Source organism: Anaerolineae bacterium (genome assembly GCA_013178015.1).
Classification (GTDB): Bacteria; Chloroflexota; Anaerolineae; order DRVO01; family DRVO01; genus Ch71.
The window spans coordinates 58,908-80,540 of the sequence record JABLXR010000014.1 but is presented as its reverse complement, the minus strand read 5'-3'; the positions used below and the strand labels follow the sequence as shown (position 1 = coordinate 80,540).

Here is a 21,633-nt window from a genome sequence, read left to right as displayed (position 1 = left end):
CATCACTCCCAGCAGGCCACTCCGTAACGACCGGAGACCCCGCAGGCGGAGCAGGCCTCGAAGCAGTCGGGAGTGCGCTCCGCGCCCAGGGCCCGGCGGCACTCGCGCTCCAAGAAGGAGCGCCTGACGCCGGTGTCTACGTGATCCCAGGGCAGAGCCTGCCCCATGTCGTAGCCGTTGCGAGCGAACCGGTCGCCATCTACGCCAGTCTCCTTGAGAGCGCGCCGCCAAGCTTCCGGGCGGAAGTGCTCCTCCCAAGGGTCGAACCGTGCCCCCAGCTCCCAGGCGCGTCGGATCACCGGGCCCAGGCGCCGGTCGCCCCGGGCCAGCAGCGCCTCCACGTAGGTGGCGCGGACGTCGTGCCAGGCCAGCTCCAGCCCCTGCCCGCGCATACCTCGGCGCAGGATGCCTTGGCGTCGCTCTAGGTCGTCATCGCTCACCAGCGGAGCCCACTGGAAGGGAGTGTGCGGTTTGGGGATGAAGGTGCTCACGCTGACCGACACCCGCGCCCGGCGGCCGTGATGCCGGCGACCGATGGCCAGCACCTCCCGCGCTAGCCGGGCGATGCCCTCTACGTCCTCATCGGTCTCGGTGGGCAGCCCCACCATGAAGTACAGCTTGATCCGCTGCCAGCCGTGGCTGAAGGCGGCTTCCGCCGCCTCTCTCAGGTTATCCTCGGTCACGTTCTTGTTGATGACGTCCCGAAGCCGCTGCGTTCCTGCCTCGGGGGCGAAGGTCAGCCCCGTGCGCCGCCGCCGCTGCACCATGTCGGCCAGCTTCACCGAGAAGGAATCCAGCCGCAGTGAGGGAAGAGAGATCGCCACTTCCTCTCCGAAGCGGGCTATGAGCCTCTCCAGCAGCTGCTCTATGGGCCGGTAGTCGCAGGTACTGAGGGACAGCAGTCCCAGTTCGTCATACCCGGTGCTGGCTATGATGCGTGCCGCGGCTTCCTCTACTTCGGCCACCGGCCGCTCCCGAACCGGCCGGTAGATGATCCCTGCCTGACAGAAACGGCATCCCCGACCGCACCCCCGGCGGACCTCCACCATCGCCCGGTCGTGCACCGTCTCCAAGTAGGGTACCACGGGGCGCGTCGGGGGAGGAGGTAGGGGGCGCACCACCCTAGCGGTCACTCTGTCGGGGGCCTCGGGGGCGACAGCTTCCAGCCCCTGGTAGCACCCCGTTTCGTCATATCGGGGGCGGTACAGCTCCGGCACGTACACCCCAGCGAGCGTTGCAGCCGCCCGTAGGAACCGGGCACGGTGGGCCCGGCTGCCGGGTTCGGCCACCGGGCTGCGGCCGAAGTCCCGGTAGAGCTCTCCCAGTTCCAGCAGCGCTTCCTCGCCGTCCCCGATCACTACCAGGTCGAAGAAGTCCGCCATCGGCTCCGGGTTGTAGCAGGCGCTGCCGCCCGCTATCACCAGCGGCATGGTGTCGTCCCGCTCCGACGCCAGCAGCGGCAGCCCCGCCAGGTCCAGCATCTCCAGAACGGTGGTGAAGTTGAGCTCGTAGCCCAGGGAGAAGCCCACCACGTCGAAATCCGTCAGCGGCCGGCGGCTCTCCAGGGAGTAGAGAGGCACTCCCTGAGCCCGCATGGCCGCCGCCATATCAGGCCAGGGCGCGTACGTCCGCTCCGCCAGCATGTCCTCCCGAGCGTTGACCAGGTCGTAGAGCACCATCAATCCCAAGTTGGACATACCGATCTCGTAGACGTCGGGGAAGGCGAGCACCATCCGGACGCGCGCCCCTTCCCAGGGCTTCACCACGCTGTTCCATTCGGCGCCGGTATAGCGGGCCGGCTTCTCCACGCCGGCCAGCATGCGGTCCAGCACTTCACGAGAAAGCACCGCGCTCATGGGCTCCCCTGCACCAACTGGATCCCCAGGCGTCGCCGCCGCGGGCCATCGAACTCGGCCAGGAAGATGCCCTGCCAGGTGCCTAGCACCAGCCTCCCACCCCGCACCGGCACGGAGACGCTCGATCCCAGTAGGCTGGCCTTGATGTGAGCCGCCGAGTTGCCCTCGCTATGGGCGTACCGACCGTCCCAAGGCACCAGCCGGTCCAGGTGGGCCAGCAAGTCACGGCCGACGCTCGGATCGGCATTCTCGTTGACAGTTATCCCGGCCGTGGTATGGAGGACGAACACATGGCACACACCGTCCCGCTCGCTCCCTTCCTCCGCGAGCACCTCCGCTACCTGACGAGTGACATCCACCAGCTGGCTGCGCGCGGTCGTCTCCACCTCGATGATGCGCATGCCGAACTCTCCTGCTCGCTTTCACCACAAAAAGGGGCGAGAACCCTCGCCCCCACTCGTCCATCTTCCCGCCTCCGGACAAGTCCGGCACCTCCTGACCATTATAGCACATCGCTCACCCTTGTGGCCGCGCGCCTGCCTCCTGCTTAAGGCCTTCTCAGAGCCCAGCCAGTGCTGGGCGAGCTGCCATCTGGCGTGGGCCAGGTACCACCACCGGCCAGCCAGCAGGCAGGGAACAGAGGCGATGCAGCGTCCGATAGCGCCCAGCCTGGCTCCGATAGGCATCTCTGGTGGCCTGCCGCAGCACTTCGATAACGCCCTAGCCTCCTGCTGCCAAAGGCCGTTTGACCAGTGGGACGGCACGGGGCTAGAATGGCGTGCGCTCAGACGGGGGGCCGTCCCGCGCCCTCCGGGGGAGGCAGGTATGGTTGAAGGGCTGCTACCGGAGATTCACTGGCTGGGGCACGCCACATTCCGGATTGAGATAGACCACAAGGTGCTCTACTTCGATCCCTGGGAGATCAAGCCAGGAGCACCCAAGGCCGACCTGATTCTGATCACCCATGCCCACCACGACCACTGCTCCGCCGAGGACGTGGAGCGCGTCGCCAAACCGGATACCATCGTGGTGGCCCCTCGGCCCTGCCTGGACAAGCTCGGCCGCGATCCCGAGCGCGTGCGGGCCGTGAAGGTGGGAGACCGTCTCACCGTTCTGGGCCTGGAGGTCCAGGTGGTGGCCGCCTACAATGTAGGCAAGAGCTTCCATCCGGAATCCCCCGATAGCGTGGGGTACATAGTCACCCTCGACGGAGTGCGAGTCTACCACGCCGGTGACACTGATCTCATCCCCGAGATGGCCGGCCTGGCGGTGGACGTCGCCTTGCTGCCCATAGGCGGCACCTACACCATGAACGTCCAGGAGGCGGCGGCCGCCGTTCACCGACTCAAGCCGCGCATCGTGGTACCCATGCACTACGGGCGCGTCGTCGGGGAGCTGGACGACGCCCATCGCTTCGCGGAACTGGTCGAGGACGCGGAGGTGGCGGTCCTACCGGAGGAGGACTGAGCCAGTCAGCTATCCAGGAGGCTGCGGACCCTTTGGGTGAGACTGTCCAGGGTGAAGGGTTTCCACAGTAGGGGGAAGCCCTGCAGGTCCTCGCCATCGTGGCCACTAGCGTAGCCCGACATGAGCAGCACTCGCATTCCCGGGTAACGGTCCCGCAGGGCCAGCGCCAGTTCCACGCCACTCATCCCCGGCATGACCACATCCGTCAGGAGCAGATCGGGCGGCTGTCCCCTGGACTCCACCAGCTCCAGGGCCTCGTCTCCCCGAGTCGCCGTCCAAAGGGTGTAGCCCTGGGAAGCCAGCATCTTCTCGGTCAGCTGACGCACACTGGGCTCGTCTTCCGCCAGCAGTATCACCTCGTGACCTTGAGGCACTCCGGTTCCGGTCGCCGCCCCTCGATCCGTCCTCACCTCGGGCTCGGCCTGGCTCCGGAGATAGACCTCGAAGCAGGTGCCACGCCCTTCTTCTGATCGGAAGAGCACCGCACCCCGGTAGCTGCGGACGATGCTCTGCACCACCGCCAGCCCCAGACCGCGCCCCCCGGCGGCACCCTTGGTAGTGAAGAAGGGCTCGAACACGTGTTCCCGGACCCCAGGGCCAATGCCAGTCCCAGTATCGGCCACCCTGAGCACCACCACCGCACCTTGACTCAGGGCTGGCTCGATGCGCACCGCCTCGGCCGGAGGCTGACAGACACATCCCTCAATCAGGAGTCGCCCGCCGTCGGGCATGGCCTCTGTCGCGTTCAGCACCAGGTTCAGCAGCACCTGCTTGAGCTCTCCGGCGCCCACCAGCGCCGGAGGCAGCTCGGGCGCCACCGCCGTCTCGAGCTCTACCTGAGTGCCCGCCATCTCCTTCAGCACTGGTAGGAGATCGTCCAGCACCTCGTGTACTCGGGTGGGCCCTTCGCCTCCCGGGTGGCCCCGCCCCAGGAAGAGAAGCTGGCGGCTCACCCGAGCCCCTCGGTTGGCCGCCGCCTTGACTTCCTCGATGTCCGGGCGCGCCGGATGTCCTGCCCCCAGCTCCAGCAGAGCCAGCTCTGAGGACCCGATGATGGCAGTCAAGATGTTGTTGAAGATGTGGGCTACTCCCCCGGCCAGGCGCCCCATCATCTGCGCCTTCTGCGCCTCCGCCAAGCGAGCCTGGATCTCCCGCTCTCTGGTGATGTCAACCCCAACGCTGACAAGCCCCGAAACCGTCCCCTCCGAGTCCCTCAGAGGCGCCTTTACTATTCGGAAGACGTGTCGCTGGCCTTCCAGCTCAGCGAACTCCTCAAACTGCAGAGTCTGCCCGCTTTCGATGGTCTGGCGGTCGTGGTCGGTGCATACTCGGGCCAGGTCTTCCGGGAGGATCTCATCATCTGTCTTCCCAATGAGCTCCTCCGGCCGGCACCCTATGAGCCGCGTCAGCGCTGCATTGACCAGGCGATAGCGCAGGTCGGCGTCCTTCACCCCAGCCGGAGCCGGCAATGCGTCCACAAAGGCTCGCAGCTCCTCCAGCCTGGCCCGAGCCTCTTTCTCTGCTCGCTCTCTCGCCTCCACAGCGCGGCTGATGGCCATCACCGCCATCTGCTGTTCCTGGAACTCGCCTCGGGGCGGTTCCCATCTTCCCGTGGTAGCGTAGGCATCCAGGGCTCGCAACACCTCTCGGAAGGGCTGCATGAGCTGGACGTAGGTGCTGGTGAAAGCCAGGGTCTGTGCCCCGGCCACCAGAAGCACGCTGGCCAGGAGGATGATCGCGCCGGCCCGGAGCGGGGCGCCGATGCCGCCCGTGGGGAGGTCGAAGGAAAGCAGCCCGGGATCTCCTACACTGCCCGGCACTGGCAGCACCACGTGCACCAGCCCGCTAGTGATCTCGGCCAACGATACCGTGCCCTCGGGTTCCCAGCCGGCGGCGGCCACGACCGAGAACGCTCTGGCCCCCGCCACCCGGGCCGCCACCTCCCCGAGGTCCTCCGTCTCGTCGGCCACGACCACCAGCCAGTCGCCCTCCGCCCCCCACGATGCTGCGCCGACGATGAAGAGCCTGCCCGAGTGGTACACCGTGCACCACAGCGGCTCGGAGTCGCCAGATCGGTCGGCCAGCCACTGTCTCACCGCTGAGGGAACGACCTCGGGCCAACCCGAAGGCCAATCGGCCCAGACTGTCGGCGTGGCGTCCCCCTGGCGCAGAGCCAGCAGCGCAACCGGAGAAGCTGCTGAGGCAGCTCGCAAGCCTTCCTCGTCCACTAGGGCGGTCGCCAGCAGCCGAGCCATCTCCGCCCGGTCCCGCCCGCGGTGCTCCACCGCCGCGGTGAGGGCTCGCGAAGGGGTGCCCACCACGTAGTGCCCGAGAGAAGCCAGGGTGCGGGGGGCAGCCAACGCCAAAAGCCCCACCACCACTATTTGAATGGCGATCACAAGCCCCAGGCGCAGGATAACGCGGGGCACTATGGAGGGGAGGGCGGCATTCGCCCTCATTGGTGGCTCCAACCAGCGACCTCGTGACTGGCTGTGATAAGTGACGCCGGGAATACGTTCCCCCGACCACTGGCAGGCGCGGAGCGGAGCGACTCCCGTTGTTGTATCGGCAGAGATGCCACCCCCGTTAGGGCGGCCCGCGTAAACGAAAGGTAAAAAAGGGAGGGAGAGGCGAGATCCCTCAGAGTGGCTCGAGAAACTAGAGTGCACGCGCCGGTGGCAGACCCAGCACGAGCCCACGGCGTGGGCAGGCGCGGTGGCGTACCTCTACACCTGCGTGTCGGTGAGCGGTAATCGTGGCCCGTCTCAGGAAGAGCGTTACCTGCGCCACTCGCGGTGACAGCCAGAAGGACCCTCGCCAGCACCGTCTGCTTCGAACCGGGAGCGTGCCCGCGTGGCGGCGCCGCTTTGCTGCGGCCACAGCGATGGGCTAACATCAGGCTTACGCCCTTTGGCGGAGCAGGGAAGGAGCTAGATGGACGCATTGTTGCGCTGGCCGAGCGGGCTCGAGTGGCTCGCCGTGATCCCGCTTTTGAGCATACTGGTGTTCGCCCACGAGTTAGGGCACTTTCTGGCCGCCCTCTGGATGAAGGTGCGGGTGGAGGAGTTCGGCTTCGGTTACCCTCCTCGCATGCTGGTTCTCTTCGAACGCAACGGGGTCAAGTACACCCTCAACTGGCTACCCTTTGGCGGGTTCGTGCGCATGGCCGGCGAAGAGCGAGGCTTCGAGGACCCGGGTAGCCTGGCGGCCAAGGCGCCCTGGCAGCGCTTCATCGTGTTCGCTGCCGGACCAACCATGAACGTGCTCCTGGCCGTGCTCATCTACATCGGGGTGTTTGCCGGCGGCATTCCGGAGCCGGTGGGCCCAGTGGTGATCCAGGAGGTGGCGGCCGGCTCCCCCGCCGCCCAGGCCGGTCTGCAAGCAGGTGACGTCCTCACCCACATTGGGGGCGCTGCCGTGCGCAGCTTCACCGACGTCCAGGACTCCACTGCCGCCCATCTGGGAGAGCCGGTGGAGATCACCGTCTTGCGCGACCAGGTCCCGCTCACCATCACACTGGTGCCGAGGCGGCCCGAGGACACGCCCGAGGGCCAGGGTGCTATGGGAGTTACCATCAGCCTCCAAGAGGTGGAGGATGTGGTGTACCGGCGCACAGGCCCGATACGCACCATCTGGCTGGGCATACAACGTGCCCTCTTCCTGGTCGGGGCCATGATGGAGGGCCTGGGCCGGTTGATCCTCAGCTTGTTCACCACCAGCGTGCCAGCGCCCGAGGGTGGCATCTCTGGGCCCGTAGGGATAGCCCGACTGGCGGGCGAAGTGGCGCGGGGCGGCTGGTTGCCCTTCCTCGACCTCACTGGCTTCCTCAGCCTCAACTTCGCCCTCATCAACGTCCTGCCCCTGCCGGCGCTCGACGGAGGTCACATCGCCTTCGTGCTCCTGGAGTGGGTGCGCCGCGGCAAGAGGGTGCCGCCGGAGAAGGAAGCCTTAGTGCACCTGGCGGGCATGGTCATACTCATCGGGCTCATGCTGGTCGTTTCCTACCTCGACGTGGTGCGCTGGATCCAGGGCGAGTCAGTGCTCCCAGGTGGATAGCGATTGCCGGATGCTGCTCGGCCGGGAGTGACCGCCCCGACTAGCCACTGTCCGCTATCGTGGTAGAATCGGCCAACCACGGATAAGAGCTCAGGATCGAGGGGTTGGCCGTGTTCAGCCGGCAGTCGCGCGCAAGTGGTTTCCTCACAGGCTCTTGCGGCAGGCTCTTCGGCCGGCTAGGAGGGCAAGGCGCCAGCATCCTGGTACGTTCCAGCCTCCTCCTGAGGAGTCCGCGCCTCCAGGCGCGGTAGGCACTTGGAGGCATGGCGCGCGTGGGCGCGCGCCCTCCTCGAAGGAGGGTGTGGCTGTGGTGCAGTCGGGGCTGGCTCGCGTAGTCCAAGCGCAGCGAAGGCCTTGAGCGACAGCGCTGGCCGGCATGTGTCCCCCGATTCTGAGCTGCTACAATCGCGGGCGTAGACAGGAGGCTGATATGCAAAAGGTGAAACTGGGCTTCGTCCCGGCGCATAGGGTCCCCTTCGACGAGGGCTGGGCCAAAGACATGCGTCGTCGCTGCCTGGAAGTCATGGCACGCATCCCCGACGTGGAGTTCGTCACTCCCGGCGAGGAGTTGACCCAGGGCGGCCTGGTTCGCGATGACGCCGATGCCGATCGGGTGATCGAGCTGTTCCGGCGCGAGCGCGTTCAGGGCATCGTCATCGGCGCCATGACCTTCGGCGACGAAGTTTCGGCAGTGGCGGTGGCCCAATACCTCCCCGGCTTGCCTGTCCTGTTGTTCGGGACCAAAGAAGGTGAGTTCCTGCCTGACGGTGGACGGCGCTCCGATTCATTCTGCGGCACTCTGTCCATCTCCTCGGGGCTATACCGCCGCCGGATACCGTTCGCCTTCGCCGGCATCGTCTTCCCCGAGGAAGAGAAGTTCACCGCTGAACTGAATCGCTTTGCCGCCACCTGCAACACCGTGAGCCACTTCCTCGGAGCCCGTGTGGGCCTGGTGGGCCCTCGGCCGGAGCGGTTCGAGACCTGCGCCTGCGACGAGGTGGCCATGATACAGAGCTTCGGCCAGCGCCTAGTCCCCGTCGCCCTTCCCGCCATCTTCAACGCCGCCCGGGCGCTGCCCGACGACCACCCCGATGTGCTGGCGGTGATCGCCGACATACGCGAGCGCTCCTCCACGACCGAAGTGAGCGACACCACCCTGGCCCGACTGGCCAAGCTGGAGCATGCCCTCGTCAGCTTCGCCAGGGAGAAAGGTCTCTCAGCCATGGGGCTGCAGTGTTGGGATGTCATCCAGGCCGACTACGGGGTCACGCCCTGTCTAGCCATGGGTCGACTGACCGAGCGGGGAATCATGACTGCCTGCGAAGTGGACATCTACGGCGCCCTCACTATGCTGGCCCAGTACGAGGCCACCCGGCGGGCCAGCGTGCCCCACTTCATAGACTGGACCATCCAGCACCAGGAGAAGGAGAACGTGTTCTTTGCCTGGCACTGCGGCAACGCCCCTCAGTGCCTCGCCGCACCCGGGTGTCGGGTCAACGTGCGTCAGCACAGCATCCTGGGCGGCCAGTTTGAGGGTAGCGCCGGCGAAGGGACAGGCGAATTCCAGCTTCGCGAAGGCACCGTTACGTTGAGCCGCCTGGTCGAGTACGACAACCAGTTCAAAATGCTCATCACTAAGGGCGAGGTGATCCCAGACGACCGCAACCTGCGGGGCTCCTGGTCCTGGGTCCAGGTAGAGGATTTGGACCGCCTGTATCGAACCCTGGTCAGCGAGGGCTTCATCCACCACGCCAGCATGATTCACGGCGATGTTACCGCGGAGCTGGCCCAGTTCGGGCAGTTCGTCGGCATAGATGTAGTAGTGGTATAGTGGCCGGTGGCTAGCGACACGGCCGCCCCTCCGGGCCACTCTCCACTCACCACTATCCACTGAGCTGCCGGTAGGTCTCATGTCCGTCGTTTCTGGAAGCGGCCTGGCCAAGTACTACGGGGCCCAAGACGTCTTCAGATCGGTCTCCTTCTCCCTGGCCCGAGGCGAGAAAGCCGGCCTGATCGGGCCCAACGGGGTGGGCAAGACCACGCTGCTTCGCATCATCGCCGGCCAGGAGGTGCCCACCGAGGGCAGCCTGCATCGGGCCTCCAGCATAAGCCTGGGGTACCTGGCCCAGGATGCCCAGATCGAGGGAGACTGCACCCTGTGGGAGGCTACCCTCTCGGCGCTGGGGTCTCTGCGCTCCCTCGAGGAGGAACTGCGGCGGCTGGAGGCTGCCATTGCCGAGAGTGACGACCCGGCTCTCTGGCGCCGCTACGAGGACTGCGAGCACCGGTACCAGGCTGCGGGCGGCTACGACCACGAGTGGCGCGCCCGGCAGACGCTGGAGGGCTTGGGGCTGGGCGACAGCCTGAACTGCCCCGTGTCCCAACTGAGCGGAGGCCAGCACACCCGGGCCCGCCTGGCCCAGCTCCTCTTACAGCGGCCCGACGTCCTGCTTCTGGACGAGCCCACCAACCACCTGGACCTAGAAGCTCTCGCCTGGCTGGAGTCCTTCCTCCAGTCGTGGGAGGGCTCCATCGTAGCCGTCTCCCACGACCGCTACTTCCTGGATGCCGTCGCGGGTACCATATGGGAGCTCACCCCCGAGGGACTGGATCGCTACCGGGGCAACTACAGTGCCTACGAGGCTCAGAAGGCCCAGCGGCTGGAGCACCTTCGGCGGGAGTACGAGAGGCAGCAGGAACACATCCGCGCCACCGAAGCCTTCATCCGTCGGTACAAGGCCGGGCAGCGGTACCGGGAGGCTCGGGGACGACAGAAGCGGCTGGATCGCCTGGAGCGCATCGAGCTCCCCAGTCAGCAGCGCGCCATGCGGGTCAACCTTAAGGCGGCCGCCCGAGGCGGCTGGGTCGTCCTGGAAGCGCACGACCTGGCCGTCGGTTATGCGAAAGGCCGCCCTCTATTCACGATCGAAGACCTGATTCTGCTGCGGGGAGAAAGGGCGGCCCTGGTGGGACCGAACGGATCGGGCAAGACCACCTTCCTGCGCACAGCCCTGGGCGAGCTAGAGCCGCTGGCCGGTCGGCTCATGTTGGGGCACAATGTCCTGCCCGGCTACCTCTCTCAGGCCCAAGATGAGCTCCATCCGGGCCGTACTCTGGTCGAGGAGATGCTGTCGGTCAGGGAACTCAGCCTGCCCGAAGCCCGCGACCATCTGGCCCTCTTTCTATTCACAGAAGACGACCCCTTCAAGCGCGTGGGCGACTTGAGTGGGGGCGAGCGCAGCCGCCTGGCCCTGGCCAAGCTTACCCTTCAAGGGACCAACTTCCTGGTCCTAGACGAGCCCACCAACCAGCTCGACATGCTGTCCCGCGATGTTCTGGAGTCCGTGCTGAGCGAATACGACGGCACCATCCTCTTCGTCTCTCACGACCGCTACTTCATAGACTCACTGGCCACCCAGGTCTGGGCCATCGAGTCCGGCCGGCTGGTTGCCTACCCCGGGGACTACAGTGCATACACTGCAGCGAAAGCGGCCCAGGGCCGCGAGCGGGAGAAGCGCGAAACGGCGCAGCGCCGGCCCTCTCCCCGCTCTACCCCTGAGGCCCGCGCCGCTCAACGGGAGCAGCGGCGGCGACAGGAGCGGCGGGTCCGGCTGGAAGCCGAGATCGAGGAGATGGAGCAGAGGCTGGCTGCCCTGGAGGCCCAGCTCGCCGAGGCGGCCGAGCAGGAGGACTGGGACACCTTGCGCGAGCTAGGTACTGACCATGAGGCCGTCTCTCAGGCGCTAGCACGTGCCTTGCGCTCCTGGGAAGAAGTGGCCTGATGTACCGCATCGGCCTCACCGGCAACATAGCCACTGGCAAGACGCTAGTTCTCCGCCGGCTGGCCGAACACGGCGCCTTCTGCGTTGACGCGGACCAGGTGGCCCACGAGGTCATGGAACGGGGCCAACCCGCCTGGGCCGACATTCGCGAGCACTTCGGCGAGAGCATTCTCGACGAGCACGGAGAGATCCGGCGGGCCGCTCTCGCACAGGTGGTCTTCTCTGACCCGGAGGAGCTCCAGGCGCTCGAGAGGATCGTGCATCCCCGCGTTGTGGAGCGGGTCGAGTCGCTCCTGGAGGGCAGCAACGCCACCGTGGCGGTGGTAGAGGCCATCAAGCTCATCGAGTCGGGCCTGTCCGAGCGGTGCCACGCCCTCTGGGTCACTGCCTGCAGCCCCAAGCACCAGCTGAAGCGGTTGGTGCGCGACCGAGGCCTTTCCCCCAAAGAGGCGCGGGCCCGGATCCAGGCCCAGCCACACCCCGGTGCCAAGGTATGTCGGGCTGACGTGCTTCTGGTGAACGAGGGCACCCAGGCGGCGCTGCTGGACCTGGTGGATGCCGAGTGGAGGAACATCGTGGATGGTCAGGCTCCTGGGCAGGGCGCTGGACCTGGTAGACCCTATCACAGCCACGGCGCCTGGTTCGTCCGGGAGGGCGCGTACCAGGCAGTCGCCGTGCCGGCCGGTGCCGACCGCTGGCGGCTGCTGGCGCCGGCGTCCACCCGCATGCCGCGCCTGCTGCGGCCCTTAATAGCCGCGCTGGAAGCCGAGGCCGCCCACGAAAACAAGCCGCCGCCCGGTTTGCTCGTGCCCCAGCGCACCGGTTACTGTCAGTTCCTGCAGGGAATGGGGTACGTGGAGGCATGTCGCGATGGAGGAGAGCCAGGAGAAGCGCTCTACTGCCGCAGATCCCGATGACGAGAGAGCATCCGGTGGTCTGCGGGGGTTCGCCAGCAGACATCCGCAGCTGGCGGCATGGGCGGTGCTCGCGGTAGTGATGGTGGTCATGGTGATCTGGTCAGCCCGCGATGTGGGGCTGCTCCCCGGTCAGTTCGCCGCCATCATCCTGGCCACCATCGGGTTGGCCGGGCTGTGTGTATGGATCATCGGGTGGGACTGATGGGCACAGCCCCGGCGGGGGTTCTGTCCTCTCCATAACCAGCCGCCCCAGCGGGGCCAGGTAGAAAGTGCCATCCTCGGCCTGCCTGAGCTGGACTCGGACGAAGTCCTGTACTGCCTCGCCGCCCACCTGCCGCTGCTCCGAGATGGGCGGCCCGAACAGGTCAACGCCTCCGTTCTCCCGCACGAAAAGCAGGAACTGCCCCCTCAAGCTGTGCCCGGTCTCCGGGTAGTACTCCGCCTCGGCATCTAGCGCCGAGGGGACCTGGCTGTAATGAAGAGGGGGCTGGCGGCCGCAAGTCTCCTCGGCCAGGTAGGCCAGACCGATCTCATAGCCGGGAGGGTTTTCGGGAACGTACTCCAGCCGTCCGGCCTCGAAGTATTGCACCAGGCGCTCCCGGTAGGTGTCCGGCTGGGCGATTGGCGGCCCGATGAGCCAGCCGTGCTCTCGATAGAAGGCCAGGAAACGCTCGTGCACGCAGATTCCCTCGACGGTGCAGGCGGCGGCTGCCGATGCCGTCCCAGTCCGGTTCCCACCTATGGTGGCCACGTCTGCCTTGGGGCTGCAGGCGCCATTCACCAGGACTAGCGTGCTCACCAGCAACACCAGTGCCAACCACCCGATATCGAACCGAGACTTGGTCGACCGGAGCTGCCGCTCAGTACCGCCCTCAGGACACTCCAGGGCGGTTGCGGCACCATCGGCAGAGCCCAGGCTAGCTCGCTCGCGCATCCGCAGCCTATCACCCGCTGGCCCGTGAATTGCATCGACCTCATGTCTGGAGCACCCGCCCGGTCGAGGTGTCGCCTCAACCTGCTCCGATGCTGCCATGCACCGTCCGCCACCTCGAGGTAGCCAATTGAGATTCTGCCGCCTCCTAGCTCTCCTCATCACTCTCTGCCTAGCCGGCTGCGCCCAGACCGCCGAGCCGGCCTCGCTGGAGCCCTTCGCCGTCGCCCTCCCCGAGAGCGTCACCTCCGACATCAGCTCCCTGGACCGCTTCCCGCGCTATCACCTGTCCCTGATCCTCAACCCGGAGACGTCCACCGTGGCGGGTCGGGCTACTATACGTTACGTCAACCGGGCACCTGGGGAGTTGCGGGAAGTCTACCTCAGGCTCTACCCCAACATGCGCATGTATGGCGGTCGGATGAGCGTGCTCCGCGCGTCGGTAGACGGACACGATGTCCCCTTCGTGGAGACGGCCAAGGGCACTGACCTCAAGATCCCTCTGCCCCGCACCCTGCCCTCAGGACGAGCGGCCACCCTGGTGATAGACTTCTCTCTGTCGTACCCCGAGGCCAAGGGCGAGTACGATTTCTTCGGCGCCCGCGACGGAGTCATCATCCTCCCCGAATGCTACCCCGTGGTCGCCCCTCTCATAGAGGGTGAGTGGCGGCTGGACGCTTCGCCGGGATATGGCGATGCCGCCTTCGCAGAGGCCTCTCTCTATCGCCTCGAGGTGACTGCCCCAGACCACTACCTCGTCGTCGCTCCCGGGGTGCTGGTGGGCCAAGGCCCGGCCGAGGCAGGCACTAGGCGCGAGTTCGTGGTGGGGCTGGCCCGTACCGTGGGAATCGTCGCCGCCCAAGGCTATCGGGCCCACGAGTTGCACGCCGGCTCCGTCCGCCTGACCAGCTATGCACCGGCCGAGGATGCCACCGCTTCCCAGGCCATCCTTAGCTACGCCGCTGCTGCCCTGGCCTACTGCGAGGAGAACCTCAGCCCCTATATGGCCACCGAGCTGGCCCTGGTTCAGGTGCCCCTGGAGCGGGCAGAAGTGCACCTATCAGGGTTACTCCTGCTGCACCGGCGCTACTACGCCGAAAGCCGGGCCGACTCCCGCCAAGCGGTAGCCCTTCAGGTGGCCCGAGAATGGTGGAGTCGACGCGTCGCCAGTGACCCCCTGCGCGACCCCTGGATAGACGAGAGCCTGGCCTCCTACACAGCCTATCTGTTCCTGCGCCACGTCTCCGGTACCGGCGGGACGCAGGCCCTGCTGCGCGGCTGGGAAGACGCCTACCAGACCGCCATCACTACCGGACAGCTAGCCCCCCTCGCTCAGCCTCTCTCCGCCTACGGCAACTCGGCCCGCTACGAGCTCCTGGTGCACTCCCAGGGCCCCCTGTTCTGGCGCGACCTGGAACTGCTATTGGGCGAGACGGGCCTGATGGCCACCTTGCGAGCGCTGCAAGAGGAGGGCGCCTTTGGCTATCTCAGCTCGGCCCAGGTGGCCGTCGCCCTGGCGCGCCTGGTGGGCCCTCCGGGCATCGCCTTGGCCGATTCCTGGGGCGTCACCCCCCGCTAGCCAGGCGGCAGGAGCCGCCACGCCCTAAACAGCTCCCTCAGCTCGGCGAAGTCCTTCACCACTGCGTCCGCCTGACCATCGTCCGGCAGCCCGGTGACCCCCGTGATCAGCACCGCTCGCATGCCCAGCTCCTTCGCCCCTCGAACGTCGGTGAAGGGCAGGTCGCCGACGTGCACCGCCTCGGCAGGCGCGACCCCCATGCCTTCCAGAGCCCGCCGGAATGTCAGCGGGTTGGGTTTGGTCACACCCACCTCGTCCGAGAAGGCCAGGCCCTGGAAGAAGGTCAGCACGCCGTCCCGGTCCAGGATGGTGCGCATCACCCTTCCCACCGTCAGCCCGGTGTCGGAGATGAGCCCCAGCTTCACCCCGGCAGCGTGCAGGTCGTGGAGTAGATCGCGGGCACCGGGCACCATCTCGGGTGGGTGGTCGAGCATGGCCTCTTCCATGAAGCGGCGCAGCATCAGGCACTCGGACTCGGGGATGTCGGCGTCCACCTGGGTCAGGATCTCATCCAGCCACCTCTCGGGTGAGTAGGCGCGGCCGGCGCGCCACTCTCGGTCGAAGGTCTCGGCTGCCACCAGATAGGCCGCTTCCACCTCATCCTGTGACACCGGAACGCCGTGAGCGGCCAGCACTTCGAGGATCTTCTGCACCCGGCGGCGGCGCGCCTCCCGATGCTGATACAGCGTCCCCCACCAGTCGAAAGTCACGCCCCGCAGCGATGGCGCCAACTCACCCTCCCGCGCTCTTGTCGGCGGCATTGTAGTCTCTCCCTCGAGCGCGGGCCAGTGACAGCGGTGTGGCGAGCTGAGCGCGACACCATACTCGGTCCTGAAGCCGTACCTGCTAAGCGATGAGGCAACGTTCCATAGGCGATGAGCGGGTCATGCCCACCGAGCCGCCGGCGACCAAGCTCTCCTCGCCACCAGCGTCCCCGGACGTGATTCTGCGTCCGCATCTTTCGGCGCACTTGATCGAGCAGGCGGCGGATGCCACCCTGATGCGGGGCGAGGTGGTCACTTTCAGGAGGTGGATGGGCCGGCAAACCGGCGCCAGGCCACCACGCTTCCGCCAGGCTGCTACCCGCCATCCCTCTGGCGGCCCGTCCGCCACATATCCCGCAGCACGCTCCACACCAAGACGCCGCCGAGGGCTGTCGACAGGCTGAAGCCAAGCGCGCCCAGCACTGGAATGAATGACCACGACTCCTGGGGAGAAACCCCCATCGCAATCGCCGAGCCAACGGCCATCCCGATAACCACCAGCCCGGCCGTGAGGCGGTTAGCGATGGTGGACAAGTGGCGCACTTGGTCCTTCCAGCCGGGGGCATCTAGATGCACCTGCACTGCCCCACTCTCGATCTGGTGCAACAGCCGGTCCATGACCCGGGGAAGCGACCTCGCCAGGCGCACCGCATCGCGCGCGTCCCGTGACAGCTGCGTCATCACCGTCCGCGCCTCGAAGCGGTGCGCGGCGGCCTGCTCGATGGCTGCCTCGGCAATCTCGACAACTTTGAGCTCAGGGTCTAGCTTGCGCGCGATGGCTTCTGCCTGGACCATCGCCTTGGAAGCCAGCGTCAGGTCGCTCGGCAGACGGATGCCGGCCTTGCTGATAGCGTCCATCACGTCGCCCAAGGTACTCGTCAGGGCGATATCCGCCAGCCCGGTTGTAAGGTATCGGTTCAGGAGGCGGTCGACGTCCCGGCGCAGCGCCGGCTCCTGCACTTCACCGGTGGACGTGCCGATCTCTAGCGCGATGCGGACTACCTCTCGGCTGTCGCGCTGTACCGCGGCCACGAGCATGTCGCCCAGCAGCTCTCGCTGCTCCTCCATCAGCGTCCCCATCATGCCCAGGTCAATGTAGGTGAGGTCACCTGTCTCGGGGTTGACCAGCACATTACCGGGGTGCGGATCGGCGTGGAAGAAGCCGTCAACGAGCGATTGCTGAAACATGCTGCGGATGAACCGGTCGGCGAGAGTGGCGCGATCGATCCCTGCCTGATCAAGCGCCTCGAGGTCGTCGATTCTGATCCCCGATACCCGCTCCATCGTCAGCACGCGCGAGGTGGTCAGCTCCCAATAGATGGCGGGCACGTGCACCTGCGGCAGCGCCGCCAGGTTGTGTCGCAGGCGCTCGGCGTTGCGCCCTTCGTTGATGTAGTCGAGCTCATCGAGCAGGGAGCGGGCGAATTCCTCGGCTATGCTCACCGCGTCCGACTCGCGCCCCCAGGCCGTACGCGCCTCTGCCAGGCGGGCGACCCTGCGCAGCATCTCCAGGTCGGCCCGGATCTGCGGCTCGATGCCGGGGCGCTGGATCTTCACCACCACCGGCCGGCGGGCTGGTAGGAGGGCTCGGTGCACCTGGCCGATGGAAGCGGCTGCCAGAGGCTGTTCCTCAAAGCGGGCGAATAACTCCTCCGGCGGCGCGCCCAACTCGTCGACGATGATCTGGCGCACTTGCTCGTAGGGGAAGGGGGCGACGTCGTCCTGCAGCCTGGATAACTCGCTCACCCACTCGGCGGGCAGAAGGTCGGAGCGGCTGGCCATGATCTGTCCCAACTTGACGTAGCTGACGCCAAGCTCCTCCAGCATCAGGCGGGCCCGCTCGGGGGCGCTGCGGCCTTCGATGTCGGCCGGACGCAGATGTAGCTCCTTCTCCAGCCACTGCCTGGCCGTCCTAATCCTGTCTTTCTCGATCAGGCTCTCAAAGCCATAGCGCAGTAGCACAGCCTGAACCTCACGCCAGCGCCTAAAGGCCGGGCCTCGCTTGTTGGCTCGCACGATCGTTACCTCCCAGGCGTTCGCCGCCGGACAGACTGCCCGGCGAATACCAACCCGAGTAGCGGGAGTGAGCGACAGAGAGGCCGCTCACTCCCGCTACTCCTACGCCTTCTGCTTCTCCGCGGGTAGGCCGGGGACATAGTCCTGCCCGATGGTCAGATAGACATCGTTGCGGATCGTGAAGTCGATCAGGTCCACGGGTACCAGGCGTCTGACCCCCAGTCGCCAGAGGATGATGTGCGTCACCTGCTTGGTATCCGAGTTGACGATGACGCCTTGCACCATTCCCAACGCCAAGCCGCCGGCGTCGTAGACGGTCATGCCTATGCGCACGTCCTCCGTGTGCTCTGGCACCGTGCGCTGGGGCACCTTCACCGCCCCCTCGGTGAGCCAGAGAGAGGGCGTCGTCAGCGGCCACTGGTCCACGTAGCTCGGCTGCTCGGGGTTCTCCCCTGGCTCGTCGACAGGCTTCTCGACAGTCACCTCGTAGTCGGGGAAAGCATCGAGTGCCTCTTTGTACATTCGCAGTCTGACGGTGCCTTCAGCTACCTCCGACACCAGCTTCGTCGGCACGACAACGCGGGCGGGGAAGTATGGCGGGCTGCGCCTGATGACCAGGTAGGTTGGCTGCTTGGAGTCCTGGTCCACGATGATCATCTCCAGGCGGCCGGCACGGCCGTTCTCAGCATCCACGGGCATTCCGATCGTAAGCGGTATATCCATGACATTACACTCCTCTACGTTTGCGGACATTGGGGCCTCGGCGAGATTTGGCCCCGCAAGTGGCCGGACTGCCCGGTGGCCTCGCCAACCGGCAGCCCCGGACAGCGGGTGTGAGACTCCGCCAAGCTCCCAGCGGCAACTGCGTGTTGACCGAGTGGAGTCCATAGGCCTCATTGGCATTCGTTGCCGTGAGCAGGCGCATCGCCGATCATCCTCGAGTAACGGGAGTGCCCGCACTAGCTCGGCGGTCAAGCGCTGCTGCACGTTCAAGGGCGGCTCGGCTGGCCGGCGCGTCGCTCCAGCTTGCGTCGTGACCGGCACCGCGACGGTATCACCACACACGATCTCGAACAGAAGGTCAATCGCTTGCCGTGGGCAGGCCGATGCGCAGAGGCCGGCGTACTCACAGGCGTCAGGGTGGGCGACGACTGCCTTGCTGCCCTCAAGCGCCAGGGCATGGCCGGGGCACACCACTACGCACCTCCCGCATCCGTCGCAGAGCTGACGGTCTATCAGCGGCACCGGCCTCTCTGGGTTCTGGCCGGGAGGGAAGCGATCATCTACGTTCATGTCGGTAGCATAGCACCTGAGCTAGCGCGGTTATGTGACTTCCGTCGGATGGCGAGGAGAACAATCCGACCGAGCCTCCCGATGACCCGGAAGGGCCGAGGTGCCCGGTCGGCAAGGTGATGCAATGCACCTGGGCTCTACTGGCGAGACAGTTGCCCGCTCAGGGCGCGCACCCTGAATGCCAGAACCACGAGTAGAATGCCGAAGACGACGGCGTAGATCGCGATCAGCCAGACCACGGCGAGAGCGCCCGCGCCTGGCCGCGCCATGAGAAGCACGCCGAAGGCGACGGATGCGAGGCCTTCGAAAATGAGCAACCACTCGCCCGCTATCTCCCTTCGTAGCTTGATTGCAGTCGCGATCTCAAGAACGCCGGTGGCGATGGCCCAGATCGCGATGTAGAACAGGAGTGCCATCGCGGTGACACCGGGCAGCACCAGGGTCAGGATGCCGACACCAACGCCGACGAGGCCCCGGAGGAGCAGTACCCACCAGTCTTGGTACTCCTTGCGCCCCGCGATGGCAGTCCAGACCTCAAGGATGCCGTCGACCAGGGCGAAGCTGCCGAAGAGCAGGACCAGTGTCGCCACGGTGGCGCCCGGCCAGACGAAGGCCGCGATGCCGAAGAGGATGGCGGCCAAGCCGCGCAGCAGAAGCACCCACCAGTTGCGGGAGAGGATTGTGGCCAGACGCTTCTCTACAGTGTACATAATTGGTCTACCTCCATATTTGTAGATTCAGAGTGTGCGGGCGGCGCCCGCGCCGCCCGCGCCGCCAGGTCTGTCTCTAGGGTGACAATGCCTCCCTGGTGAGTCTGCGCGCTTGCGCGAGCTTGGCGCTGCGGGCTTCATAGTCGGCCTTGACCTGGGCGATGCGCTGCTCGAGTTGGGCCTTCCGGCGATCGCTGGCCCCCTTCATCTGGTCGCGCAGGGCGGCGACCTTCGCCTCCATCTCGCTCTTGGCCTGCTCCTGCCTGGCCTTGGCCTGGGCTTGCGTCGCCTCCAGCTTGTTCCTGACAGCTTCGATCTGCTCTCTGACGGCGGCCTTATCCTCAGCTCTGGCACGCGTCAGCTCGTCAGAGAGCTCGTTCATCTCGGCATTGAACAGGGCTGATTCGCGCGCTAGCTGATCCTCGACGACCTCAGAACGCAGGCGACGGAAGACGAGCCCGCCCAGCGCGCCCAGCCTGGTGTCCACGGGAGACATCCAGGTCTCGTCAACTTCCGCCAGCACGGCCACCATGCCGGGAAGCAACGCCGCCGACACTTCGTCCACCATGTCCAGGCCGACACCCGACCGGCCCAGATCGACGGCCGCGCCCGAGAGAGCTCCCACCGAGGCGCCAACGGCCACGCCGACGGGGCCCGCCAGCAGGCCGATCAAGCTCCCGGTCAGCATGCCCAGAGCGGTCCCAACAGGCCCCTCGTCAGCCGCTTGCTTGACGCTGACGGCCCCCGAGTAGTCCTTGGCGATCACCGCCGTCGCGTAGAGCGTGATGTCTCCACTCTTGTGGAGATCCTTGAGCGCGCTCAGGCCCTCGTAGGCCGCCGACTCGCTGCCGAAAACCGCCACTAGCATCTTGTTCATTCCGTCTTCCCCTTTCGCTTGAGTGCCGTCTCTGTGTCGTCGAGACCACGCCGGTTCGTTGACCGTGATGTAGGCTACCTTGCTGCCGTGCCATTGCCCCGGACAAGCTCACGCCCTCTACGCGGGGTTGCGGCTTTTAGGTCGCCATTGTCAGATCCAGTGCAGGGAGTCGAACCCTGGGATGCGTGGATCCCCAACCGTGGCGCCGGGAGCAGCCGTCGCTTCGCCGGTGATGCCGGCGGCTGAGACTTCTCGGATGCCATACGCAGAACCATGCCGGGAGCATAAGCCCCGGACGGCTGGGGTTATATGACTTTTGTCGGATTTGAGAAGTACTAGGAGGGAATCTTAGGCGTAGCCTTCGGCTCTATCGGCGAGCCCCTGACGGTCGAGCAAACGGATCTGGTGACGGTCGACCGCGATCAGCCCCTGCTCGCTCAAGGAGCGTAGGGCGCGGTTGAGCACATCGGGGACGGTGCCGAGACGGGCGGCAAGCTCGGACTGAGTCAGCCAGCGACGGCGGTGGACGGTGTCGCCGTCGCTCTCACTGAGGAGGAAGTGGGCAAGCCTTTCCTCCACGGAGCGCAGCGAGAGGTCGTCGACTAGCGATAGAAGGAGGACCGCATGCTGCGCCAGATGGGCGATCACGGCGGCCGCCAGGCTGGGCTGCTCGGCAAGCAGGCGTGTTAGCGCCTCACGCGAGACGAAGAACAGCGATGAGTCCTCCAGCGCCACGATCGTGCTCAAGTTGGGGGTGCCCGCGAAAACGTCGAAGTGGTTAAGCGCCTCGCCTGGACCGAAGAAGGCCCAGACCTGCTCGCGGCCGTCGGGAGAACTCCTGACGGCCTTGAGCCAGCCGCTCTCGACGAAGTAGAGGCCGGGGCAGGCCTCGCCCTCCAGGGCGACGACCGCTCCCCGGGCGAACTCGCGTCGCCGCGCAGCGCGCACACAGGCTGCGTGGACTTCCTCGCCTAGGCCGGCCAGGTAAGGCACGGAGGCAAAGAACTGCCTGACCTCGGCCGTGAGCTCAACTTGGCCCCGTGCTCGTTCTGCCATCCAGACCTCCGCTACAGGCATGACAGTCAGCGCCCTGGCGGAGCGCATGGTGCCGCCCTGCCCCATCGTCTGCCAATGGTGCCCAGCGCATGTAAGGACCGGCCTTAGCAATAATTGTACTAGTTTCAGGGTGCGCGTCCAGCCAGATGATTCGGCGAAGAGGTCGGCAAGTGGCTCGGGGGCCGGGTATCGCCACGCCCGCCCTATGGCTAAGCCCGTGAACCCTCGAGTTAAGCGGCGGAGACAGGCGGCTCCATTTTGGCCATCGGCCAGGCGGCGCTAGGAAGCCGTCGAAGCGACGTTCTCGCCCTGTCGTGTGTGTTTCCACC

The 21,633-nt window shown here is 66.3% G+C and carries 16 protein-coding genes; 6 read left to right on the top strand and 10 right to left on the bottom strand.

Annotated elements, in window-relative coordinates; genetic code table 11:
- Positions 1-2: 2 nt before the first annotated feature.
- Both HPY83_07030 and HPY83_07025 read right to left on the bottom strand, forming a co-directional pair.
- Positions 3-1,856: a TIGR03960 family B12-binding radical SAM protein gene (locus HPY83_07030; GenBank protein NPV07703.1), complete on the bottom strand. Its 1,854-nt coding sequence runs from the start codon at positions 1,854-1,856 to the stop codon at positions 3-5.
- Positions 1,853-2,257: a YjbQ family protein gene (locus HPY83_07025; protein NPV07702.1), complete on the bottom strand. Its 405-nt coding sequence runs from the start codon at positions 2,255-2,257 to the stop codon at positions 1,853-1,855. The genes HPY83_07030 and HPY83_07025 overlap by 4 nt, the downstream gene beginning before the upstream one ends.
- 424 nt (positions 2,258-2,681) lie before the next feature.
- Here HPY83_07025 and HPY83_07020 point away from each other — a divergent pair, with 424 nt between their 5' ends.
- Entirely contained in the window at positions 2,682-3,323 is a 642-nt protein-coding gene (locus HPY83_07020) for an MBL fold metallo-hydrolase (protein ID NPV07701.1), read from the top strand.
- A 5-nt stretch (positions 3,324-3,328) separates the two neighbouring features.
- Here the strand turns inward: HPY83_07020 and HPY83_07015 are convergent, their stop codons facing one another.
- Positions 3,329-5,782 carry a PAS domain-containing protein gene (locus tag HPY83_07015; protein ID NPV07700.1) on the bottom strand — a complete coding sequence of 818 codons (2,454 nt, stop codon included), beginning with the start codon at positions 5,780-5,782 and terminating at the stop codon, positions 3,329-3,331.
- Between the two features lie 475 nt (positions 5,783-6,257).
- Between HPY83_07015 and HPY83_07010 the strand changes: the two genes are divergently transcribed.
- From HPY83_07010 to HPY83_06995, 4 genes are all read left to right on the top strand, one after another.
- Positions 6,258-7,379: a site-2 protease family protein gene (locus HPY83_07010; protein NPV07699.1), complete on the top strand. Its 1,122-nt coding sequence runs from the start codon at positions 6,258-6,260 to the stop codon at positions 7,377-7,379.
- Between the two features lie 430 nt (positions 7,380-7,809).
- Positions 7,810-9,210 carry a hypothetical protein gene (locus HPY83_07005; protein ID NPV07698.1) on the top strand — a complete coding sequence of 467 codons (1,401 nt, stop codon included), beginning with the start codon at positions 7,810-7,812 and terminating at the stop codon, positions 9,208-9,210.
- Between the two features lie 79 nt (positions 9,211-9,289).
- Positions 9,290-11,161, top strand: coding sequence for an ABC-F family ATP-binding cassette domain-containing protein (locus tag HPY83_07000; protein ID NPV07697.1), 1,872 nt, complete (start codon positions 9,290-9,292; stop codon positions 11,159-11,161).
- The gene (locus tag HPY83_06995; GenBank protein NPV07696.1) at positions 11,161-12,078 is read left to right on the top strand and encodes a dephospho-CoA kinase; all 918 of its coding nucleotides are present in this window, start codon (positions 11,161-11,163) and stop codon (positions 12,076-12,078) included. Before HPY83_07000 ends, HPY83_06995 begins: the two co-directional genes overlap by 1 nt.
- A 100-nt stretch (positions 12,079-12,178) precedes the next feature.
- Here the strand turns inward: HPY83_06995 and HPY83_06990 are convergent, their stop codons facing one another.
- Positions 12,179-13,012: a hypothetical protein gene (locus HPY83_06990; GenBank protein ID NPV07695.1), complete on the bottom strand. Its 834-nt coding sequence runs from the start codon at positions 13,010-13,012 to the stop codon at positions 12,179-12,181.
- Positions 13,013-13,139: 127 nt separating this feature from the next.
- On the opposite strand from HPY83_06990, the gene HPY83_06985 reads away from it, so the two are divergent.
- Complete coding sequence (locus tag HPY83_06985; protein ID NPV07694.1) at positions 13,140-14,588, top strand: hypothetical protein; 1,449 nt, start codon at positions 13,140-13,142, stop codon at positions 14,586-14,588.
- Here the strand turns inward: HPY83_06985 and HPY83_06980 are convergent.
- From HPY83_06980 to HPY83_06955, 6 genes are all read right to left on the bottom strand, one after another.
- Positions 14,585-15,349, bottom strand: coding sequence for an HAD family hydrolase (locus HPY83_06980; protein NPV07693.1), 765 nt, complete (start codon positions 15,347-15,349; stop codon positions 14,585-14,587). The two genes, HPY83_06985 and HPY83_06980, sit on opposite strands and share 4 nt — an antisense overlap.
- A 318-nt stretch (positions 15,350-15,667) precedes the next feature.
- Positions 15,668-17,368 (bottom strand): AarF/ABC1/UbiB kinase family protein, encoded by a 1,701-nt coding sequence (locus tag HPY83_06975; protein NPV07692.1) that lies wholly within the window; start codon positions 17,366-17,368, stop codon positions 15,668-15,670.
- A 102-nt stretch (positions 17,369-17,470) separates the two neighbouring features.
- On the bottom strand, positions 17,471-18,661 hold the full coding sequence (locus HPY83_06970; protein ID NPV07691.1) for a 4Fe-4S binding protein: 1,191 nt from the start codon (positions 18,659-18,661) through the stop codon (positions 17,471-17,473).
- 137 nt (positions 18,662-18,798) lie between these two features.
- Positions 18,799-19,371, bottom strand: a complete 573-nt coding sequence (locus HPY83_06965) for an HdeD family acid-resistance protein (protein ID NPV07690.1) — start codon at positions 19,369-19,371, stop codon at positions 18,799-18,801.
- A gap of 76 nt (positions 19,372-19,447) precedes the next feature.
- Complete coding sequence (locus tag HPY83_06960; protein NPV07689.1) at positions 19,448-20,248, bottom strand: DUF1269 domain-containing protein; 801 nt, start codon at positions 20,246-20,248, stop codon at positions 19,448-19,450.
- A 348-nt stretch (positions 20,249-20,596) separates the two neighbouring features.
- Entirely contained in the window at positions 20,597-21,304 is a 708-nt protein-coding gene (locus HPY83_06955) for a Crp/Fnr family transcriptional regulator (protein ID NPV07688.1), read from the bottom strand.
- Positions 21,305-21,633 lie beyond the last annotated feature (329 nt).